At 42.7% G+C, this 21,090-nt stretch carries 19 protein-coding genes; all 19 read left to right on the forward strand.

The features are described 5' to 3' along the window. Nucleotides 1-11: 11 nt before the first annotated feature. The 19 genes from gmd to rfbB all read left to right on the forward strand — a co-directional run bounded on the left by gmd (nt 12) and on the right by rfbB (nt 21,089). Complete coding sequence (gene gmd, locus P2G53_RS04980) at nt 12-1,133, forward strand: GDP-mannose 4,6-dehydratase (RefSeq protein WP_275815247.1); 1,122 nt, start codon at nt 12-14, stop codon at nt 1,131-1,133. A 13-nt stretch (nt 1,134-1,146) separates the two neighbouring features. Next, on the forward strand, nt 1,147-2,652 hold the full coding sequence (locus P2G53_RS04985) for an oligosaccharide flippase family protein (RefSeq protein ID WP_275814688.1): 1,506 nt from the start codon (nt 1,147-1,149) through the stop codon (nt 2,650-2,652). Nucleotides 2,653-2,672: 20 nt separating this feature from the next. Beyond that, complete coding sequence (locus tag P2G53_RS04990) at nt 2,673-3,383, forward strand: class I SAM-dependent methyltransferase (RefSeq protein ID WP_275814689.1); 711 nt, start codon at nt 2,673-2,675, stop codon at nt 3,381-3,383. Beyond that, the gene (locus P2G53_RS04995; RefSeq protein ID WP_275814692.1) at nt 3,383-4,495 is read left to right on the forward strand and encodes a glycosyltransferase; all 1,113 of its coding nucleotides are present in this window, start codon (nt 3,383-3,385) and stop codon (nt 4,493-4,495) included. The genes P2G53_RS04990 and P2G53_RS04995 overlap by 1 nt, the downstream gene beginning before the upstream one ends. Continuing rightward, nucleotides 4,488-5,462, forward strand: coding sequence for a GDP-mannose 4,6-dehydratase (locus P2G53_RS05000; RefSeq protein WP_275814695.1), 975 nt, complete (start codon nt 4,488-4,490; stop codon nt 5,460-5,462). The genes P2G53_RS04995 and P2G53_RS05000 overlap by 8 nt, the downstream gene beginning before the upstream one ends. Nucleotides 5,463-5,472: 10 nt before the next feature. Beyond that, nucleotides 5,473-6,717: a class I SAM-dependent methyltransferase gene (locus P2G53_RS05005; protein WP_275814698.1), complete on the forward strand. Its 1,245-nt coding sequence runs from the start codon at nt 5,473-5,475 to the stop codon at nt 6,715-6,717. Next, entirely contained in the window at nt 6,714-7,790 is a 1,077-nt protein-coding gene (locus tag P2G53_RS05010) for a glycosyltransferase family 2 protein (protein WP_275814700.1), read from the forward strand. Before P2G53_RS05005 ends, P2G53_RS05010 begins: the two co-directional genes overlap by 4 nt. A gap of 42 nt (nt 7,791-7,832) precedes the next feature. Then, nucleotides 7,833-8,531, forward strand: a complete 699-nt coding sequence (locus P2G53_RS05015) for a glycosyltransferase family 2 protein (protein ID WP_275814703.1) — start codon at nt 7,833-7,835, stop codon at nt 8,529-8,531. Nucleotides 8,532-8,546: 15 nt separating this feature from the next. Continuing rightward, entirely contained in the window at nt 8,547-9,299 is a 753-nt protein-coding gene (locus tag P2G53_RS05020) for a glycosyltransferase family 2 protein (protein WP_275814706.1), read from the forward strand. Between the two features lie 19 nt (nt 9,300-9,318). Further along, nucleotides 9,319-10,281, forward strand: coding sequence for an NAD-dependent epimerase/dehydratase family protein (locus P2G53_RS05025; RefSeq protein ID WP_275814709.1), 963 nt, complete (start codon nt 9,319-9,321; stop codon nt 10,279-10,281). Nucleotides 10,282-10,286: 5 nt separating this feature from the next. Then, on the forward strand, nt 10,287-10,838 hold the full coding sequence (locus P2G53_RS05030; RefSeq protein WP_275814712.1) for a sugar transferase: 552 nt from the start codon (nt 10,287-10,289) through the stop codon (nt 10,836-10,838). A 12-nt stretch (nt 10,839-10,850) separates the two neighbouring features. Next, nucleotides 10,851-12,806: a nucleoside-diphosphate sugar epimerase/dehydratase gene (locus tag P2G53_RS05035; RefSeq protein WP_275814715.1), complete on the forward strand. Its 1,956-nt coding sequence runs from the start codon at nt 10,851-10,853 to the stop codon at nt 12,804-12,806. A 178-nt stretch (nt 12,807-12,984) separates the two neighbouring features. Next, nucleotides 12,985-14,271 (forward strand): oligosaccharide flippase family protein, encoded by a 1,287-nt coding sequence (locus P2G53_RS05040; RefSeq protein WP_275814718.1) that lies wholly within the window; start codon nt 12,985-12,987, stop codon nt 14,269-14,271. Next, nucleotides 14,268-15,758: a hypothetical protein gene (locus P2G53_RS05045; protein ID WP_275814721.1), complete on the forward strand. Its 1,491-nt coding sequence runs from the start codon at nt 14,268-14,270 to the stop codon at nt 15,756-15,758. The genes P2G53_RS05040 and P2G53_RS05045 overlap by 4 nt, the downstream gene beginning before the upstream one ends. Further along, nucleotides 15,748-16,923, forward strand: a complete 1,176-nt coding sequence (locus P2G53_RS05050; protein WP_275814724.1) for a polysaccharide pyruvyl transferase family protein — start codon at nt 15,748-15,750, stop codon at nt 16,921-16,923. The genes P2G53_RS05045 and P2G53_RS05050 overlap by 11 nt, the downstream gene beginning before the upstream one ends. 15 nt (nt 16,924-16,938) lie before the next feature. Next, nucleotides 16,939-18,180 carry an O-antigen ligase family protein gene (locus tag P2G53_RS05055; protein ID WP_275814727.1) on the forward strand — a complete coding sequence of 414 codons (1,242 nt, stop codon included), beginning with the start codon at nt 16,939-16,941 and terminating at the stop codon, nt 18,178-18,180. A 179-nt stretch (nt 18,181-18,359) separates the two neighbouring features. Then, nucleotides 18,360-18,863, forward strand: coding sequence for an acyltransferase (locus P2G53_RS05060; RefSeq protein ID WP_275814730.1), 504 nt, complete (start codon nt 18,360-18,362; stop codon nt 18,861-18,863). 44 nt (nt 18,864-18,907) lie between these two features. Beyond that, on the forward strand, nt 18,908-19,927 hold the full coding sequence (locus tag P2G53_RS05065) for a glycosyltransferase family 4 protein (RefSeq protein WP_275814733.1): 1,020 nt from the start codon (nt 18,908-18,910) through the stop codon (nt 19,925-19,927). Between the two features lie 94 nt (nt 19,928-20,021). Further along, the gene (gene rfbB / locus P2G53_RS05070; RefSeq protein WP_275814736.1) at nt 20,022-21,089 is read left to right on the forward strand and encodes a dTDP-glucose 4,6-dehydratase; all 1,068 of its coding nucleotides are present in this window, start codon (nt 20,022-20,024) and stop codon (nt 21,087-21,089) included. Nucleotide 21,090: the final 1 nt, after the last annotated feature.

Below are 21,090 nucleotides of genomic sequence, written 5' to 3' on the forward strand. Positions count from 1 at the left end.
AAATATGAGGAATTAGTTTGAGTAAGGTGGCATTAATTACAGGTATTACAGGCCAAGACGGATCTTATTTAGCTGAGTTTTTATTAAATAAAGGCTATACAGTGCATGGAATAAAACGCCGTGCGTCTTTATTTAATACTGAAAGAATCGACCATCTTTATCAGGATCCTCATGAACAGGATGTTCGCCTTTTTCTTCATCATGGTGATTTGACTGATTCAACAAACCTGATACGTATTATTCAGCAGGTACAGCCAGATGAAATATACAATCTGGCTGCCCAAAGCCATGTTGCTGTTTCATTTGAAGAACCGGAATATACAGCAAATTCTGATGCACTGGGGGCATTACGTATCCTAGAGGCTATACGTATTTTGGGGCTGGAAAATAAAACACGATTCTATCAGGCATCTACCTCTGAGTTGTACGGTTTAGTGCAAGAAACGCCTCAGAAAGAAACAACCCCGTTTTATCCAAGAAGCCCATATGCGGTAGCTAAACTGTATGCCTATTGGATCACGATTAATTACCGTGAGGCATACGGCATCTATGCCTGTAACGGCATATTATTTAATCATGAATCCCCGGTGCGGGGAGAAAATTTTGTAACTCGTAAAATCACGCGTGCGTTAGCACGTATCAAGCTTGGTTTGCAGGAGTGTCTTTATTTAGGGAATCTAGATGCCAAGCGTGATTGGGGTCATGCAAAAGATTATGTTGAAATGCAGTGGCTAATGCTACAGCAAGAGCAGCCTGAAGACTTCGTCATTGCAACCGGTGTGCAATTTAGTGTTCGTGATTTTGTAAATGCAGCGGCTAAAGAACTAGGTATGAGTGTACGTTGGGAGGGAAGTGGAATTAACGAAAAGGGCTACTGGGAAAATTCTCATATGTTTGGTGAGTCGGATTCAGGTGAAAGCCTTATTGTCAGTGTAGATCCTCGTTATTTTAGGCCTACAGAGGTAGAAACATTGCTGGGTGATGCGAGCAAGGCCAGAGATAAGTTGGGTTGGTCTCCCCACATAGGTTTTGATGAGCTGGTAGCTGAAATGGTCAGAGAAGACCTTAAGTCAGCTGAGCGGGATGAGTTGGTCAAAAAGCACGGTTATACAGCATTCGATCGACATGGTTGAGCAATAGTTATTTATGGAAGGCATCAAGCGTGCGCTAGCGGTATCGATTTTTTCGAAAGGGTGGTCTGCTGCGCTATCGCTGCTGGCGGTACCTATTTATTTGCAGTATTTAGGCGTAGAAGCCTATGGTGTAGTGGGGTTATTTACTACTTTTACCATCTTGGTGGCATTCCTGGATTTTGGTCTTGGCGTTACGCTAACTAGAGAGTTGGCCGGGGTAGCAGTAAATAAGATAACAAAGGAAGATGGTAGAGATATTCTGCGCACATGCGAGCTAGTATATTTTGCTGTGGCTTTAATGCTTTATGCATTAGTCTTTTTCTTTTCTCAATCAGTTGCTGAATACTGGCTCCAAGCTGACACCTTGAGTATTTTTGAAATTGCAAATTCTCTGGCTTTAGCAGGAATTGCTCTTGCTATTCAGTGGCCATCTACTCTTTATGCTGCTGGTCTAACGGGAATGCATAAGCAGTTTGAATTAGGTATTGCGACTACTTTTTTTTCGACAGTTCGGGTTTTTATTACTGTATCGTTTCTTTATATTCAAGCAGATCTGAAAAGTTTTTTTTATGCTCAAGTTGCGGCTTCATTAATACAAACTCTCACGTTGAGATGGATTCTTTGGAAATGTTTGGAACTAAAAGGACATTGGTCGAAACTTAAAATGAGTTTTATTAAATCCTCATTGGTTTTTGCAGGCGGAATGACGGGTATATCTATTTCTAGTATCGTTATAACTCAGATGGATAAAGTTATTTTAAGCAAGGTTTTAAGTTTAGAGGCTTTTGGTGTTTATGTGATTTCTGCCACCTTGGCTACTGGGCTTTATGTAATTGTTTCACCATTTTTTTCTGTTATATATCCTAGGTTTTCAACATTGCTTCATACGGGGGATGCTAAAAAGCTTCAGGAGTTTTATCATACGACTAGTCAAGCAATAGCATTGCTAGTTATGCCTATATCAATTGTCCTGATTATATACTCTAAAAATGTCTTGTTTGTTTGGACTGGTGATAAGTTAATAAGTGAACAAGGGGGGTTAATTCTCTCTTTGATGGTTTTTGGAAATCTATGTAATGGAATTATGAATGTGCCTTATGCAATGCAATTGGCATCAGGTTGGACGAAGTTGGCACTGACTTATAATATTTTTTCAATGATTTTTTTGTTGCCGGCAATATGGTGGGCTGCAACAAATTACGGTGGCTTAGGTGGTGCAGCCATGTGGGCGTTGTGTAACTTTTTTTATTTATGTATAGCGCCTCATATTATGCATAGACGGCTACTTAAAAAAGAAAAAAACGCGTGGTATTTTAATGATGTGATTCTGCCTATTTTGGCTTGTTGTGCTGTTTTTTTTGCTATAGGTAACTTTGAAATTGAAGGGGGGAGGGCTTATGAGGCGCTTATGCTTATTTTATTTTGGTTGCTGGCCACGGTTTTTTTGTTAATCGCCTTGCCAAGAATTCGGTATCGCGTATTTTTTTATTTGCGCGGCTTTTCTTTTAAAAAATCATAAAATCTTATAGGACATATTTTATGCTAGAGGTGTTGCAGAAAAAGGAACAAATAAAATCATCTCGTTTAAAAATGATAGAGAATGGTATGTCCTGTATTGAATCAGGCATTCCTAAATTTCTTAGAAAAATAGGTGTTGGAACAGGTCTTTCTTTAGGGGACTTTGTTAAAAGCTGGGATGTCGAAAAGACATTAAGCTTTATTGATGAAAATTTATCAAAGAATGCTAAAGTTCTCGATCTTGGGGCTTTTTGTTCAGAGGTTCCTGTTTCTTTAGCTCGGAAAGACTACGTGAATGTATATGGCGTAGACCTTAATGATAAAATTGATCTTATGCCGTATTCAAATGTTGTTGAATATGTTGTTGGCGATTTTATGAAGTTGCCATTTGAGTCGAGTTTTTTTGATGCGGTTACTGCTATTTCAGTTATTGAGCATGGATATCAACCGGAAAGGTTATTTTCAGAATTGGGCAGAATATTAAAGCCGGGAGGATTTTTTATAGCCTCATTTGATTATTGGCCAGAAAAAATAAGTACTGGAAGCACTCGTTTTTTTGATATGAGCTGGATGATTTTTTCGGAACAAGATGTTTATTCTATGTTGGAAATAGCTAATAAATTTGGTCTTATCCCCTATGGTGACTTAAATCCAGAAGCTGATGAGCATGCGGTAAAATGTGCAGGATTTGATTATACTTTTGGATGGCTTGTACTCCGTAAGGAAAGTTGATGCGAATTCTCTTGGTTGTAGGCTCATTTCCTCCTGATCACTGTGGTGTTGGTGATTACTCTGAGCAGTTAGCGATTGCTTTATCTGCTAGAAATGATGCTCAAGTTGGTGTTTTAACGTCTAAAGTTAATGGCCGCGTTAAGTCGGCTGACTACGAAGTTTTAGATCCGGTAGATAATTGGAGTGTTTTTGAGGTATTTAAAATTATCCGTGTAATAATGGATTGGAAGCCGGATTTGGTTCATTTTCAATATCCATCCCAAGGTTTTTTTAATAAATTTGTTCCGTTTGTTTTGCCTATTATCCTGCGTATTAAAGGGTTGGGTGTTATTCAAACTTGGCATGAGCCAATTTCTGTTCGAAAATTTTTTATTTTTTTGTTAAAGATAATCGGTGCTTCCGGACTTGTTTTTGTTCGTCCTAATTACATGGATCTTGTTGCTAAGCCATATAGAAAATTGATTAATTTTTTTCCGGTAAAAATTATATTAAATGCGAGCTCTATCCCTGTTTCTATGCTCGATTCTTTGCAGAGAAAAAAGAAAAGAGATAGCTATTTATGTGGTAGAAATAGATTGGTTGTTTTTTTTGGTTTTATCTATGAGCATAAGGGTATAGAAAAAATTTTTGAAGTAGCTGACCCAGAGACTGATGTATTAATCATTGCGGGTTCTCTAAAAGACAATAATTACTTGAATCTCTTAAAGGAATTTGCTTTAGAAAGAGGTTGGGCGGAACATAATTTCAAATATTTGGGCTATCTATCCACAAGTGACGCTGCAGACTTGTTGGCGGTTGCTGATGCTGTCGTACTTCCTTTCGTTAATGGTGGTGGTAGCTGGAATACTTCTATTCATGGTGCGCAAACTCAAGGGACATTGGTAATAACGACATCATGCTCTCCTATCGGATATGATCCAAGATTTAATATATATACAGTAGATCCTTCAGATATTAATGGAATGAAATCTGCACTTAATGAATTGTCTGGCAGACGTATCCCTCCAACTTTGCCTGCAGAGAAATGGAGCCAGATTGCTGATCAACATATTGAGTTTTATCGGTCCTGTATAAAGAATTTGAGAAAACATAATGCGGTCTCTTGTGAATAAGACAGCGCTATTAACTGGCTTGCGTGGGCAAGATGGCTCTTATTTGGCTGAGCTTCTTTTATCTCAAGGCTATAAGGTAATCGGTACATCACACCAATTTGCTGGTAATTTTATTTTGCCAGCAACTGGTCAATCAGTAGAGGTTAAACAGGTTGATCTGAATAGTTATTCAGAAATAAAAAATATTATTTACAGTGTCCGCCCGGATGAAATTTACAACCTTGCTGCCCGTTCTTCCAGTTCTCAACTTTTTGATGACCCCATTGCTACAGCCGAGATTAACGGCCTTTCCACTGTTCGCTTTCTTGAGGCAATACGAGAAATTTCACCGCATATTCGTTTTTTTCAGGCCGCTAGCAGTGAGGTTTTTGCGGGCAGTAATGCCACCCCGCAAAATGAGAATACCGCTTTTTGTCCGCTCAATGCTTATGGTGCTGCAAAGGCGTATGCTGCCAATATGGTCACGGCTTATCGTCTTCAGCGCGGGTTGTTTGCAACTACGGCGTTTCTTTTTAATCATGAAAGCCCACGCAGAAGTATGGATTATGTGACACGTAAGATCTCTAATGGCGTTGCCAAAATCGCGCTAGGCCAGGCTTCAGAGCTTGAATTAGGAAATTTGGACAGTTTTCGTGATTGGGGATTTGCTGGGGATTATGTTAAAGCGATGTGGCTGATGCTTCAGCATGACGAGCCTCATGATTTTGTCTTGGCAACAGGTATCACTCACAGTGTCAGGGAGTTTTGTGAAATTGCTTTCTCTCATCTTGATCTGAATTATCAGGATTATGTGAGAATCAACCCTGAATGGAGTCGGCGTGTTGAGTCCATTGAGTTGCGTGGTGATCCACGCAAAGCGCGTGATTTATTGAACTGGCAACCTGAGGTCGGTTTTGAACAATTGGTTAAGATGATGGTTGATGCTGAACTGGTCTTGCTTACGTCATCTAGTCGCCAGGATTTATAACGGAGAAGATATGTATAACGCGATTTCTGTTTGTCGTGTCTGTAGTAATAAGAACCTTGTTAAGGTTTTGGATTTAGGTGTGCAAACACTCACGGGTGTCTTTCCCAAGACTAAAGATCAGTCTATTACGAAGGGGCCTTTGCAGCTTGTAAAGTGTTCGGGTGGCGATGATGTCTGTGGCTTATTGCAGTTAGCGCATTCGTACGACTTGGGTGAAATGTATGGTGATAATTATGGTTATCGGTCTGGTTTGAACCCGAGTATGGTTAAACATCTGCATGCAAAAGTAGCGCGTATTCTGAATATTGTTGATCTTTCTGATAATCCCATTGTACTTGATATTGGTAGTAATGATGGAACAACGCTTTCCGCCTACCCATCAGGTCAGTGTACCCGCGTTGGTATTGATCCTACATCAGCCAAATTTCGCGAGTATTATCCGCATGATGTGACTGTAATTACGGATTTTTTTTCCGCCCGAAAATTTCATGAGTTTTTTCCGGACCAAAAAGCGCGTGTAGTAACTTCTTTTTCGATGTTCTATGACCTTGAAAGCCCCATGGACTTTGTTCGTGAAGTGGAAAGTATCCTAGATACACAAGGTATCTGGGTATTTGAACAAAGTTATATGCCACTTATGCTGGAAAAGAATTCATATGACACAGTATGCCATGAGCATTTGGAATATTATGGCTTAAAACAGATTGAGTGGATGTTAAGTCGCTGTGGCCTGAAAATTATTGATGTTGAGTTTAATGAGGTAAATGGAGGAAGCTTTTCTGTAACTGCAGCTAAACTTTGTTCTGATTACCCCGCAAGTAATCTCGTGCAAGATATACTGAAGCGCGAAAGTGTCCTGGGTTTGGATACATTAGAGCCGTATATTGAATTTGCAAAACGTACTGAACATAGCCGCACTGAATTACAAAATTTTGTAGCGGATGCTTATCTGCACGGGAAGCGTGTTGCTTTTTTAGGCGCCTCGACAAAAGGCAATGTATTGCTTCAGCACTGCGGCTTTGGGGCTGATAAAGTTGTTGCTGTTGGAGAGGTGAACGCTGAAAAGTTTGGAATGTATACCCCGGGCACCCTATTGCCAATTGTAGATGAGCATGAATTACTGGAAGATGAGCCAGATTTTCTTATTGTTTTGCCATGGCATTTTCGTGATTTCTTTTTAGAAAAATACCATTTGACGCGAGGTCGTCTAGTTTTCCCGTTGCCGGTACTTGAAGTGGTCGAGGGGAAACAGTGAGTCATTCGGGAAATGAAAATTTTCAGGAGAATAATGTTAAGTTATCAATTTGTATAGCGACCCGAAACAGATCTGCAATGTTGTCAGAAACACTTCAGATTATTCTGCCGCAACTGGTAGATAAGGTTGAAGTAGTGGTTGTTGATGGTGCTTCATCAGATGATACATCGAAAGTTATGGAGGCATATGCTTCCAGAGATCCAAGAGTTCAGTACTACCGAGAAGCTATAAACGGTGGGATTGATCAGGACTATGATAAAGCGGTGGAATACGCTTCGGGTGCCTATTGTTGGCTGATGCCAGATGATGATTGGATTTTGCCTGATGCAATAGATAGGGTACTTAGTGCCCTCGAGTCCAAACCGTCAGCAGTCATTGTTGATGCACAAGTGAGAGATGAAAATCAGTCTGAGGTATTGCTTACAGGACGCTGCAGCTTGAAAAATGACCAGTTTTTCAGGGTTGATGAGCATGACTCTCTTTTTCTGGCGGTTGCAGATCAACTCTCATATATTGGCTCTGTAGTCATCGATCGGGCGCTATGGCTATCACGTGACAGACAATCATATTTTGGTTCGTTTTTCATTCACATGGGGGTTTTGTTTCAGGCTCCTCTGCCCGCGGGAGCACAAGTCCTTGCCGCTCCTTGTATAGCAATCAGATACGGTAATGCAAGCTGGACTGCCCGGTCATTTGAGATATGGACGGTATTGTGGCCGAAGTTATTAATGTCTCTATCAAGTTTATCGTATGATGTCAGGCTAAAAATTGCGGGACAATATACTTCACTGAGATCATATGTTGCCTTAAGGGCAAAAGGAGCATACTCACTCGATGAGTATCAGCGGTGGGTATTACCTAGTTGTATTTCCAGGTTTAAGAAGATCTTGTTTTTTGTTGTCGCTGTTATACCGGGTGTTCTATTAAATTTTCTGCATATTGTATATGTGAGTGTTTTCAAAAGTAGAAAAGAAGCTAAGCTTGCAATGATTGATCTTTCTGGTAGTAGATATTATGTATTTAAGTTAAATTCATTAAAAAAATTATTATTTGTTTTGCGTCTAAATCGTTAAATTTTTTTGGTATCTGATCGTTTTTTACAAAAGGGATTATGGTTGAAATTATCAGTGTGTATGGCTGTGTACAATGGTTCATGTTTTGTTGGAGACCAGTTGGTATCTATTCTTTCTCAGCTTAATGCAGATGATGAAGTCATTGTTTCTGATAATAATTCTTCTGATTCTACACTTGATGTTATCCGTAGTTTTAATGATCCAAGAATAAAAATTGTTCATGAAAATATCCCGGGTGTTATTTATAACTTTCAAAATGCTTTAAGGCACGCTACTGGTGATATTGTTTTTTTGGCAGATCAAGATGATGTTTGGCTGCCAGATAAAGTTTCTGTTGTGTTGGAGGCATTGCGCGATGCTGATTTGGTCGTTCATGATGCCCGAGTTGTTGATGCTGAGCTTAACCTTCTTTCTGATTCTCTATTCAAGGTAGTTAAATCGTCCCCGGGATTTTTTAAAAATCTATTCAGAAACAGCTATGTTGGCTGCTGTATGGCTTTTCGGCGTGATGTGCTTGATCAGGCGCTGCCAATACCAAAGGGTATTGGTATGCATGACTGGTGGATTGGGCTGGTGGCTGAGGTGCAGTTCAGAGTGATGTTTATAGACCAACCTTTGTTAAACTACCGTCGCCACGTAGCCAGTGTGTCGGCTACGGCAGATGTTTCTAATGCGACTATATCGACAAAGTTGTGTTGGAGAGTTTGTTTAGTTTGGCACCTTTTTAAACGATGTGTATAGGTTTTGATGAACGGTATGTTTGATATCTCAGTTGTCAGCCACGGTCAGGCCCGGCTGGTATCAATGTTGCTGTCTGATTTGCATAAGTTAAACAGCTTTCAGGGTGTTGTGCTGCTGACTGAAAACATCCCCGATAGCACTGCTGAATTTTCCGGCTTTGCAGTACAGACAGATGTTATCTCTAATCCTGCACCGAAAGGTTTTGGGGCAAATCATAATCAGGCGGTCCGGCATTTGAATGCCGATTTTGTTGTAATTATGAATCCTGATATTCGGCTGCCGTCAGAATTTGATTTTAATCTGCTGCTTGAACATTTTGTCGTCAGTGATATCGCGGTTGTTGCACCCAGAGTATTGAGTTCTAACGGCCAGCTTGAAGACAGCAGCCGTAAGTTCCCCACCGTGTTTGATATCATTCTCAAGGTGTTTGGGTTGGGTGAAGGCGGGGTTCAATCCAGTGATGATAATCGACCACGTGAGGTTGATTGGGTCGCTGGAATGTTTATGTTGCTTCGTAAAGACGTATTTGAATCAATCGGCGGGTTTGATGAGGGCTTCTTTCTTTATTACGAGGATGTTGATCTGTGTGCCCGTTTACGATTGGCTGGGTGGAAAGTTATGCTTGAGCCGAGAGTAACGGTCATACATGATGCGCAGCGACAAAGTCACCGTAGTTTCAAGTATCTTAAGTGGCACATAAGCAGTCTTGCTCGTTATTTTTATAAATTTGGCTTTTTAGGTCCCAAAATCCAAAGGGGCTATAAATGAACATGCGTAGACAACAACTGTGATTCTTGTAACGGGTGCTACTGGATTTGTTGGAATCCACCTGTGTCTTGATTTGGTTGCAAGAGGTTTTAGGGTGCGTGCGACCGGCCGTTCTGCCTGTCCTGCAGTTTTTGTCCAGCATGCAGCAATTGAATATGTTTGCTTTGATGCGGTCCGTTCCGATTGTATAGGACGTCTTTTGAGTGGTGTGGAGTGCGTGCTGCATTGCGCGGCGCGTACCCATGTGATGAAAACAGCCGGACTTGAAACTCAGAGTATTTATAACCCTGTCAATGTTGATTTTACTGTGGCGCTTGCCTCTCAGGCAGCCGCTTGTGGTGTAAAACGGTTTGTTTTTTTAAGCACTATCAAGGTCAATGGTGAGTCTTCTGAACCGGGTCAGCCTTTTCGGGCGGTAGATACACCGCATCCGTCTGACCCTTATGCGGTTTCAAAGCTGGCGGCGGAACAGGGGTTGTTCAAGCTGGCGCATGAAACCTCATTGGAAGTCGTTATGATTCGAGCCCCGATTGTGTACGGGCCTGGCGTCAAGGGTAATTTTCGCAGTCTGATTAAACTGGTTAAAATGGGCTGGCCGCTGCCGCTGGGACAGGTGAGGAATCTGCGTTCACTGATTGGTTTGTCAAACCTGACTGATCTGATGATCTGTTGTATGACGGCACCGGCGGCTAAAAACAGCGTTATTATGGCAAGTGATGGCAGAGATATTTCTACCTCGGAACTTTTACTCTTATTGGCTGCAGCTTGTCAGGTTAAACTGCGGTTATTTCATGTGCCGGCATGTATTTTGTTTGCGTGTGCACGGTTGCTGGGTAAAGCAACCGTGGCTGACAGGTTATTGGGTTCGCTACAGATTGATCTTGAAGAAACTCAGCAGCGTTTAGGCTGGCATCCTCCGTATTCAGTTGAAACGCAGATATTGCAGTGTATCCAGTCAGACTGGGCTGACATCAAGGAATAGATAGAATGTTAAGGCTGTTTGATATTGTATTTTCGCTGCTGGGTTTGTTGTTGCTATTACCGGTTATGTTGATGATAGTGCTGTTCGGCTTGTTTGATACGGGATCCCCTGTGTTTGCTCAGCAGCGAGTTGGCAGATATAAAAAGCCCTTTACGTTAATTAAGTTCAGAACGATGTCTCGTGACACTGTATCGGTTGCGAGCCATCTTGCTTCGCCTGCTGCTATAACGCCTTTGGGGCGTTTTTTACGCAGATATAAGTTGGATGAATTGCCGCAGTTATGGAACGTGTTGCGTGGTGACATGAGTCTGGTGGGACCGCGTCCCGGACTTGCCAACCAAACCGAAGTGACTGCTGCCCGAGATCGATACAATCTTTACGTGGTGCGTCCAGGTATAACTGGACTGGCGCAGATTAATGGAATTGATATGTCGACACCTGAGTTGCTTGCTGAGGTGGATGCGCAGATGGTAAATGAAATGGCCCCTGCACTTTATTTTAAGTTAATTTTTGCAACCCTTTCCGGCAAAGGAAGCGGTGATGCAGTGGGGCGTTAATAGGCTGGATGAATGACAGATAAAAAAGGCTTCATCAATAATTTTGTTGTCAGCACATCCAGACCTGCAAAGAAAGCGCTGATGGTATTGGGTGACTTGTTTATGTTGCCTCTTGCGATTTGGTCTTCTTATGCACTGAGACTTTCGGACTGGTGGCCAGATGAATACCTTTATCCGGCAGTGCTGATTTTTCTGATTACCCCGCTAGTTGGTGTTGCTGCGTTCGCATATTTTGGTCTATACCGAGCTGTTGTCAGATTCATGACGCTGCAAGCTGTTTATCAAGTGATCAAGGGCGTTGCATTGGCATCAGTATCAATGTACGCCGTTGTCCTTATATTTGATCTGCCTATTTTCCCCCGTTCTGTCCCTATCATTTTTGCGATGGTGGCACTGGTATATGTGGGTGGTTCCAGGCTGCTGGTGCGTAACTATTATTATTGGCTTATCACTCAATACATAAAATCAGAACCTGTGCTTGTCTATGGTGCTGGATCAACAGGTGTTCAGTTGATTAGTGCTTTGAAAGGAAGTGGCTCATACTCTCCGGTAGGTTTTATTGACGATAATCCCCGTTTGCAGGGCAATACGGTTGCTGGTTTTGAGGTCTTTGATGCGGCGGGTCTGGAGTCGCTCATTGAACAAAATCGAGTTCAACATATTTTACTGGCCATACCCCGAGCGTCCAAAGAACGGAAACGTCAGATTCTGGATTATCTGGGCCGTTTTCCGGTTAAGGTAAAAACGGTACCGTCTCTACCTGAGCTTGTTTCGGGGAAGTCTTTAAGTGCTCTACGGGATGTCCAGATTGAAGATCTTCTGGGGCGTGATCCCGTGCCCCCCATTCAGTCGTTGATTGAGAAGAGTGTTAGTCAGAAAAATGTTCTTATTACCGGTGCTGGTGGGTCGATTGGTTCTGAAATTGCCCGGCAGGTGGCTCGATACGGAGCGAGCCATATTATATTGCTTGATAGCAATGAATATGCCCTCTACAGCATTGACCAGGATATTCAGAAGCTCCTTGCAGGCAAAACTGATAATGTCGCAGTGTCATCACTGCTTGGGTCGGTTGTAGATCCAGTATTTATGCAAAGGGTAATGCAGCGTTTCAACATTGACACGGTATACCATGCAGCAGCCTACAAACACGTCCCTATGGTTGAGCATAATATAGTCAATGGAGTGAGAAACAATGTGCTGGGCACTCAGGTAGTTGTATCTGCTGCAGTCAGTACTGGTGTGAATCGGTTTATTTTGGTGTCAACCGATAAGGCGGTTCGCCCGACCAATGTGATGGGGGCGACAAAACGTATGGCAGAGATGATTGTGCAGGATGCCGCCAGATGTCAGCAGTCGATGATCTGCTCTATGGTTCGGTTTGGTAACGTGCTCGGATCATCCGGTTCTGTGGTGCCTCTGTTCAAACGACAAATTGAAGCGTTGGGACCGGTAACGGTCACCCATCCTGAAATTACGCGGTATTTTATGACGATATCGGAGGCTGCTTCGTTGGTGATTCAGGCAGGCTCCATGGCGGAGGGTGGCGAAGTATTTCTGTTGGACATGGGTGACGCTGTGAAGATTGTCGATCTGGCGGAGAGAATGATTCAGTTGTCTGGGCATTCAGTTAAAACTTCCGGTAGCTCTGAGGGAGAAATCGAGCTGCTATTTACTGGTTTGCGCCCAGGTGAAAAGTTGTATGAAGAACTGCTGATCGGTGAGGCAGAAGAACCTACCGAGCACCCGAAAATCCTTAAGGCGAATGAGTCGTTAATGGAGCACGATCATCTTATAGGGGTGTTAGAGGAAATAAACATGGCGGTAGACGCTTTTGATGGAGCAAAAGCCAAACAAATACTTATGGATGCTGTGAAAGAATATGTTGCAACCGATACCCATGTGGATTGGCTCGATAAACACGACCAGCCAGCAGTGGCGGCTGGACACCCCATATGCCACACAAAGTAATAGCCATAGGTCCTTGCGGCGGTTTTGATCAATTTACCTTGTTTTATGGGTGGGGGTTTTTAACAATTTAAAGCGGAAGCAATCCATATCAATAGAGTGGATTGCGTGTTTTTTTAAAACAACGCACATGTCATGAAGTTTAGGTTTTAAGGTATCTGTGGTTAGAAAATTACTTGCGATGGCCTTTGTGGCTGGGGTGAGGGGCGGCGGCTTACTCTTTACCTTCTTCTTGTCCGTTGTGTTGGCGCGTTATGCCGGGGCTGAAGCATTTGGAGAATATAGTACGCTGTTCTCCATTATGATGCTTTTGAGTATCCCGTTGCTGAGTGGCTTATCAACATACATTGTGCGTGAAACCGCACAGCATCAGGAACAGGACGAATTTCTTGGCCGTATGATGAATAAGCTTATACGGCTGAGTGGTTATTATTCCCTGGTGGTTTTTATTGTTTGTGGCGTGTTCTTGCTGGGTTCATGGTTTCAGTCGGGTGACTGGCTGTATATCCATTTGGCTGTGTTCTTGCTGACGCTGTTTCCGAGTGCTCTTATTCAGAATATCAGCGCGTATTGGAGGGGTTTGGGTAAAAGAAAAACGGGTGTTTTTTTTGAATTCTTACTCAAACCATTTATGGTCTTTTCAGCGATTAGCTTCATTCTGGTTTGTTTAGACCAGCCTCCCGAGTTGTGGGTTTACCTGGCATATCTGGTAGCAGTCACTCTAGTGGCAATGGTTTGCAAGTGGTATGCCGGTTTTAGACGCACAGTTTACAATTCACCCATTCAAACATCGGACTGGAAGCTGTTTTATATAGAAGGCGGGTTGGCCTATCTTACGCTTGCCGGTGCTATGCAAATTCTATTGTCCAATCTGGATATTCTCTTGGTTGCGTTTTATATGACACCTGAGGACGTTGCGGTTTACAGAGTAGCGTTGCAATTTGGCGTTGTAGCCGGTTTTGGATTAACTGTTGTTAATATTATATTGCAGCCCATCTTGGCGGGTTATTATGCCTCGGGCAATATGCAGGCATTTCAGCATGCATTAAATTCGTATTCATTACCTAATCAATTTGCGACAACTTTTTTTTGCGGCGTGCTTTATATTTTTAGAGAGCAGCTTGTCGTGTTTATTTTTGGCGAAGCATATGCCGGTGCTGCAGATCTGGTCATATATATATTACTTGGACAGCTTATCAATGTATTGTCCGGATCGGCGGGGGTTATTTTAAATATGACTAAAAACCATCGCGATGTGGTGATTGGTCTAACTTTATCAATAGCGATATTGCTGATTACATCGGTTTTTTTGATACCCTTCAAGGGGTTGGCGGGGGCAGGTATCGCATACTTGGCAGCCTACCTGTGCTGGAATGTACATTTGAGACATACAGTCAAAAAGAAATTGAATGTGGAAAGCGCTGCATTTTTGGTGTGTCTGGGTAATGCTGTAAGGAGAAAAGCTTGAAATTACTGATGATAGGGATGGATGGGGCGCATATCGAAGCCTTTAAGCGCGGATGGACTCCGGTCATTCAGTCCATGATAGAAACTCAGCATCAATATAAAATCAAAAATGATCTGCTCAGTCGTGGCTGGCTGGAAATTGCCACAGGACAACATGCGGCAATCACTTCGGCTATGTATGATAAGCCCTCCTGTCGAGGTACTTTGGACTGGAGTCTTGAGTTTAAATTCAGTGATAGTGGCGTGAACTCTGGCAAGGTTGTGCCCTTGTGGCATGCAGTAAATAAACTGGGCTATAAGGTGGGGGTGATGAACTTGCCAACCACTTTTCCCGCGCCGGAGGTCAGTGGTTTTTTTGTTTCAGGTGGCGGTGGTGGTGCTCCGGTCACTGAATCGGCTACTCCAGAGTTGTGTTACCCGCAGGAGATTGTCTCCTTGTTGTCTGAACACGGCTATATTGTGGATCAGCGCCTATATCAACTGGTTGTGGATAAGAATAAAAAAAATGCTCTGGATATTTTCACGCAACTACAGAGGAAAAATCACTTACGTACCCAGGCATTTCTTGAGCTGGATAAACGCTTTGAGGTCGATTTCGGCTTTATTGTTTATAAAACCGCAGCTGTGTTTGCAGAAACCTTTTTGCATACGGAACAGGTGCGGATACAGAATCCTGAAAATACAAAAGATCAGGCGACATTATCCGCCCTTGAGGCGTATTACCGAGCCTTTGATAAAGAAATACTTGCTCTGAAGCAGGCGTATCCAGATGCAGATTTTATGTTTGTATCTGATCATGGTACCGAAATACGCAAGTCTACTTTCAACCCTAATGTGCTGCTGGAGGAGGCTGGTTTATTTTTTAAAAGCAAGAAAAATAGTGTGCTTAAAAAATCGGTAGCATTGCTGAAGCGGGTGGTACCTTTCTGGCTTAAAGCGTTTTTGAAAAAGAATGTGAGTAAAAGCGCACAAAGTGTCGGTGGTTTTGGCTTTGACGTCGGGCGTACAAAAGTATTTTGCAAAAGTTTTGGTGACTGGCGGCATGGTCTTTACGTGAATGATATGGATCGTTTCGGCGGCCCGGTTAAAGCAGAAGAAAAACAGGCCTTAGTGTGTGATGTTCTTGAGTTGCTGAAAGCGAATGATATTTTGCGACAGCATAATATCAGTGCTCGGGCTGCGACTGAAAGATTTTCTCAACCGGGAACATGGTTTCCTGATATTGTATTTGATCTCCCTGATGGGTGTCTGACAAACGATCAGGCTGACAGGCTGCTGCAGGAATTTAGACCGACAAAATCTAATACTGCTTTGCAGTTAATCATGCGAGGCGATATCCTTAGTATTAAGTCACATTGGCCTTTGTTTGTAACCAGTATTGAACCGCACAGAGCGACACCATCTGAATCTGATTTAACGGCAGTATATGAACTGGTGGTTAAATATTTTGACACACTGGATCAGGAGTCTGCTCATAATGAAGCCTAAAGTTGCAGTACTGACACTGCATTGGTCGAATAATTATGGGGCTGTCTATCAGGCTTACGCGTTGCAAAAATTCTTATCTTTGCATGGATATGAACCCTGTATATTGGATTACAGGATGGAAGCCGTTTGTCTCAGCCGTATTCTGAGGCATCCGATTCTATCGGTCCAAAAGATTCTGCAGAAAAACTTGCTGAATATAGATTTTCTTGTAAAACGCTTGAAGTTGCGAAAAAGCAGTTCATGTCATACGAGTAATCACGCCATATTCAATAACTTCAGGGATAAGTATCTGCGGGTTAGTCAGCATGAATACCTGTATGCGGACTTGCGAAGTTCTGTTGAAGAATTTGATGCATTCATTGTTGGCAGTGACCAGGTATGGGCTGCCGACTTTGTGTTTACTTCGGATGCCTATCTGCTTGGTTTTGTTGATCGGGATCGTTATTCAGGAAAGCTGATTTCTTATGCGCCGAGCTTTGGGAAATCTAAGTTAGAGCCATATCTCCATAAGAAATTCAGTGGCTGTGTTAGCCAGTTTGATGCCATTTCCTGTCGTGAGAGTAATGGATGTGAAATCGTTCACACTTTGGTGGGGCGTTCCGCTGTCAAAGTTGTTGACCCTACATTATTGATATCGAACTACAGCGAAATTTCATCTTATGAAGTAGTGCCAAGAAATAATTATTTGTTAGTGTATTTTCTGAGCCAGGATAAGACACTTGCTGAGTGGTTTTTTTCCGTTGTAGAACATCTGTCCCGTGAAAAGGGGCTTGAAGTAGTTGTCGTTGCTCCTGAAGGAGTTGATGATAGGTGGATGCCTAATTTGATATGTCCTTCGCCTGAAGAGTTGCTTGGACTGATTGAAAAATGCAGTTTTATGATTACAAACTCTTTTCATGGAACTGTTTTTTCTCTAATAAAACAAGTTCAGTTCTTGACGTTGGCGCGTGACTGTTTTTCGGATAAACAAAATATCAGACTCATTGAGTTGTTGGATGCTGTTGGCTTATCACATCGTTTTATGTTGGCGTTTTTAGATGAGAATATGGCGGATAAGGCGGCGAATGAAAATATAGACTTTGAAGATGTTTATATTCGTCTTCGAGAAGTTATTTCAGGCTCTCAACGTTTTTTACTCGATGCGTTGTCTAGTGCCTCAAATTAGTATGGTGCTCATCGCGTGACGCTAAAATTCGAATCGCCAGAAAGTCGCTTCTTCTGTGCCCCTTATGATCACTTTCTGCTGGCATATGTTTTTATTTTTTTGCCTTTTGCAGATATGGTCACGGGTTGGCTTGTGCTTTCGTCATCTTTGACAGAGGGTGGATTTGGATCGCCATCTCAGATTTTTCGCGCGATTCTTCTGCCGTTATTGTTTTTTAGGCTCGCGGTTGGTGTTCGGCCTGTTTGGGCAATTTTGCCAATATTCCTTTTGTTTATTGAAACAGTTCACGTTTTCTTTCATCAAAGTTTATTGGCTTATTCCTATGGGATTATTTTTTTCTCGAGAATTATATATCTTTGCATGCTATATGCTTTCTTAGTGGAGCTTTATAAGTCGAGAATGGCAGGTATTATATTTAAATATATGGCATGCAGCGTCATTTTGATCGCTTTAAGTCTGGTTTTTGCATTTATTACAGATACTGGATTTAGTACTTATGGCTGGGGGTTTGGAACTAAGGGATATTTTGCATCAGGAAATGGGCTTGGTTTGAATTTAGGGGTTTCAACTCTGCTGTTATTGTATATTTTTCATGCAGGTCTTAATAATGGTTTATATGTGCGTGTTGGAATTTTTTTTGGTTTGCTCGCTATATTTTTAATTGGCTCCAAAACTGCCTGGCTTTTGGGGGGGATTGTAATAATTTCGTATTTTTGTTTTAGATATTTTGGGTTTATGCTTTTTGTCCTGTTTCCTATTGTTTTTGGATTTTTGATTTTATTTGGTGGGAAGCTTAATCGTTTTTTTGATGTTATTGTGTCTCGTTATAACTCTTCGCCTGATTTCCTTACATTTATTACCAGTGGTCGTAATGATTATTTTTATGATGCCTGGTTGGTTTATATGGGAAGCTCTCCGGGTTTTTTGAATTTTTTGTTTGGGAAGGGTTTTTATTGTTCCTTTCGAGTGTGTGATTCGGTTGTTTTTTTTGATACACTGGAAAGCGATTTGGCTGATATTTTCTTTATGTATGGCTTGATTGGTGTTTGTTTATATTTTTCTTTCTTTATTTATTTTGTTTTTTTGTTTTTTATGAGGAAGAAATATTTTTTATGTTTTGTGTGGCTTCTTGTTTTTGGTCATTCTGCAGTGGCTGGTCATGTTATGCAAAATGGGATGAATCTTACCTTGATGGCTGTATTTGTGGCACTAGCGTATTTTATTTTAACGAGTTTTAGTGATGAGACAATAAAATGATAAGACGAGCCTTTCTGCATATAATGTCCTCGCTTAAGGGTAGGGAAGTTACGTTAGACCCAAATGTCCCCCTTGCTTATCTTTTCGGTTTGTCATTGCGTAAGGCTATTTCGTTATTTCGAGGAGCCCTTCTATCCCAGAAAATGGTATATGTAGGAAGAGCTACGCGAATTCACTGTGTGAAACAGTTTTTTCCAGGCAAGGGCGTTGAAATTGGTATGTTTTGCCAAGTGGATTGCCTTTCAAAAAGTGGCCTAGTGGTTGGGCATTCCAGCAAGATCGGAGATTTTTCTCTTATCCGTGTGTCCGGTTCATTAAGTGATCTGGGTAACTCTATCAGAATTGGGGATAACGTGGGCATTGGAGATTTTGCTCATATTGGGGGGGCTGGTGGAGTTTTCATAGGCGATAACACCATTACTGGCAGCTATTTGAGTATTCATCCTGAGAATCATCATTTTGATGATTCTCAGATTCCTATCCGGTTGCAGGGAGTAAGTAGAAAAGGGATCAGAATTGGTTGTGACTGTTGGATTGGCGCAAAGGTGACTTTTCTAGATGGGTCGGTTATTGGGGATGGCTGTGTTGTCGCTGCAGGAGCTGTTGTGACTGGGCAGTTTGGTAATAATCTTGTTCTGGCCGGGGTGCCAGCTAAAGTGGTGCGGGCAAGAGGCTGCGCATGATTTTTGTTCACCTGTATAATGACAGCTCCGGGAGTCCCCGGGTTTTGAAGTCTGTTATAGAGGCTGTTGTTGCTGAGTCTCAGCCGGTTTCGCTGTTTGTTGGTTCAGCAGGTCGTGGTGTTCTGGATACTGTTGAGATCACAACCTATCGTTATTTTTACCATAAATTTTTTAATAAATGGTTGGTGTTGTTTGCTTACCTATTGAGTCAGGTAAGTCTGTTTTTCAGGTTATGCTGCAGTCGTTGCGCTTGGCGCAGTGAGGTGGTTTATATCAACACGGTATTGCCTTTTGCGGCTGCGCTGTATGGTCGCCTGTTTCGTAAGCGAGTGATTTACCACATTCACGAAGTGTCATTATCACCACCAGTTCTGTTTCGTTGCCTTATGTGGATTGCGGATCGGCTTGCTGATCAACAGATTTATGTATCAGCGTATCAACGTACCGCTGTCTCGCCGGGCTGTACTAATACCGTTGTTGTTTATAATGCTGTAAGCCGGAATATCTGGGATAAGGCTCATATGCCGGTGCCTGTGCATTCAGGCTTCACCGTACTGATGCCAGCTTCGCTGAGGGAGTATAAGGGCGTTGAAGTGTTCCTCTCGTTGGCAAAAAAACTCAATCCGTTGCCGGTAAAATGGGTGCTGCTGCTAAATGAAGAACCATCTATGGTCCAGTCTTTCCGGCAGCAGCATAGTGACCTTGCCAGCCTTCAGATAGCTGACTCCGTTTCTGACCCGAGTGATTTTTATCAGCGGGCCGATATTGTGGTGAACTTGTCACTGGTGGAGCAGTGGATCGAAACCTTCGGATTGACGATTGCTGAGGCCTTTGCATTTGGTAAGCCGGTGATTGCACCTCCCGTGGGCGGCCCGGTTGAAATTGTTGATGATGGTGTTGATGGCTATCTGATTGATAGTCGCGACACTGAGGCGCTGGTTGCGGCTATTATCGGTTTATATGAGTCGCCTGAGTTGCTGGAAAAGATGTCTCTTGCCGCTCAGCGTAAAGCTGAGAAGTTTTCACCTGATCGTTTTGCTGCTGAGATTATGCGGGTTCTGTAGTTACTTTCTTTGGGTTCTCGGGCAAAGCCGGTGGCAGGGTGAGATATTATATAAGGTCAGTCTGGGCTGACTGATTGAGGTTAAATATTAAAATATGAAAATTTTAGTAACGGGCGGTGCCGGGTTCATTGGCTCGGCCGTGATTAGGTATATTATCCAGGAAACCCCGCATAAGGTATTGAATTTTGACAAATTAACATATGCAGGAAATCTTGATTCTCTGGCATGTGTTACTGGTTCACCGCGTTATCGATTTGTGCAGGGGGACATTTGCGATCGGGGGGCGGTGGATGACGCTTTGGAGTTATTTCAGCCCGATATTATTATGCACTTGGCTGCTGAAAGTCATGTTGATCGCTCCATTGAAGGACCGGCTGAATTTATACAGACTAATATATTGGGTACCTACCAGTTATTGGAATCTGCGCGGGCTTACTGGTCGGGCCTGCCGGTAGATAAGCAGGCGGTTTTCAGGTTTCATCACATTTCAACGGACGAAGTGTATGGTGATCTGGAGGGGCCCGATAGCCTGTTTACCGAAACGACGGCTTATGCGCCAAGTTCGCCCTACTCGGCATCCAAGGCAAGTTCCGATCATTTAGTCAGGGCCTGGCATCGTACCTTTGGGTTGCCGGTTGTGATAACGAACTGTTCAAATAACTACGGACCTTTCCATTTTCCGGAAAAACTTATCCCGCATATGATACTGAATGCTTTAGCTGGCAAGCCTTTGCCAGTTTATGGCGATGGCGCTCAAGTGCGGGACTGGTTATATGTTGAAGATCACGCTCGGGCTCTAGTTTTGGTTGCGACAAAGGCTAGCGTGGGCCAGACCTATAATATTGGCGGACATAATGAAAAGCGCAATCTTGAAGTGGTTGAGGCGCTTTGTGATCTGCTTGAAGAGCTGCAACCTGATAAACCTGCCGGGGTTAAGAAATACCGTGATCTTATAACGTTTGTTAGTGATCGCCCGGGGCATGATTTGCGTTATGCGATTGATGCTCAGAAAATTTCTGCTGATCTGGGATGGGTGCCGCAGGAAACTTTTACCAGCGGCCTGCGCAAGACAGTGCAGTGGTACCTTAATAACCCTGAGTGGTGGCAACGGGTGTTGAACGGTAGCTATCGCCTGGTCCGCTGCGGAAAAATAGAAGGTTGAT

The organism is Neptuniibacter sp. CAU 1671, assembly GCF_029222905.1.
GTDB lineage: Bacteria > Pseudomonadota > Gammaproteobacteria > Pseudomonadales > Balneatricaceae > Neptuniibacter.

What these genes read in the sequence shown, in the direction of transcription:
- P2G53_RS05020 (WP_275814706.1), top strand. Translation starts at nt 8,547, where the DNA reads ATGTTTGATATCTCAGTTGTCAGCCACGGTCAGGCCCGGCTGGTATCA.
- P2G53_RS05040 (WP_275814718.1), top strand. Translation starts at nt 12,985, where the DNA reads ATGGCCTTTGTGGCTGGGGTGAGGGGCGGCGGCTTACTCTTTACCTTC.
- rfbB (WP_275814736.1), top strand. Translation starts at nt 20,022, where the DNA reads ATGAAAATTTTAGTAACGGGCGGTGCCGGGTTCATTGGCTCGGCCGTG.
- P2G53_RS04990 (WP_275814689.1), top strand. Translation starts at nt 2,673, where the DNA reads ATGCTAGAGGTGTTGCAGAAAAAGGAACAAATAAAATCATCTCGTTTA.
- P2G53_RS05035 (WP_275814715.1), top strand. Translation starts at nt 10,851, where the DNA reads ATGACAGATAAAAAAGGCTTCATCAATAATTTTGTTGTCAGCACATCC.
- P2G53_RS05030 (WP_275814712.1), top strand. Translation starts at nt 10,287, where the DNA reads ATGTTAAGGCTGTTTGATATTGTATTTTCGCTGCTGGGTTTGTTGTTG.
- P2G53_RS05050 (WP_275814724.1), top strand. Translation starts at nt 15,748, where the DNA reads ATGAAGCCTAAAGTTGCAGTACTGACACTGCATTGGTCGAATAATTAT.
- P2G53_RS04995 (WP_275814692.1), top strand. Translation starts at nt 3,383, where the DNA reads ATGCGAATTCTCTTGGTTGTAGGCTCATTTCCTCCTGATCACTGTGGT.
- P2G53_RS04985 (WP_275814688.1), top strand. Translation starts at nt 1,147, where the DNA reads ATGGAAGGCATCAAGCGTGCGCTAGCGGTATCGATTTTTTCGAAAGGG.
- P2G53_RS05005 (WP_275814698.1), top strand. Translation starts at nt 5,473, where the DNA reads ATGTATAACGCGATTTCTGTTTGTCGTGTCTGTAGTAATAAGAACCTT.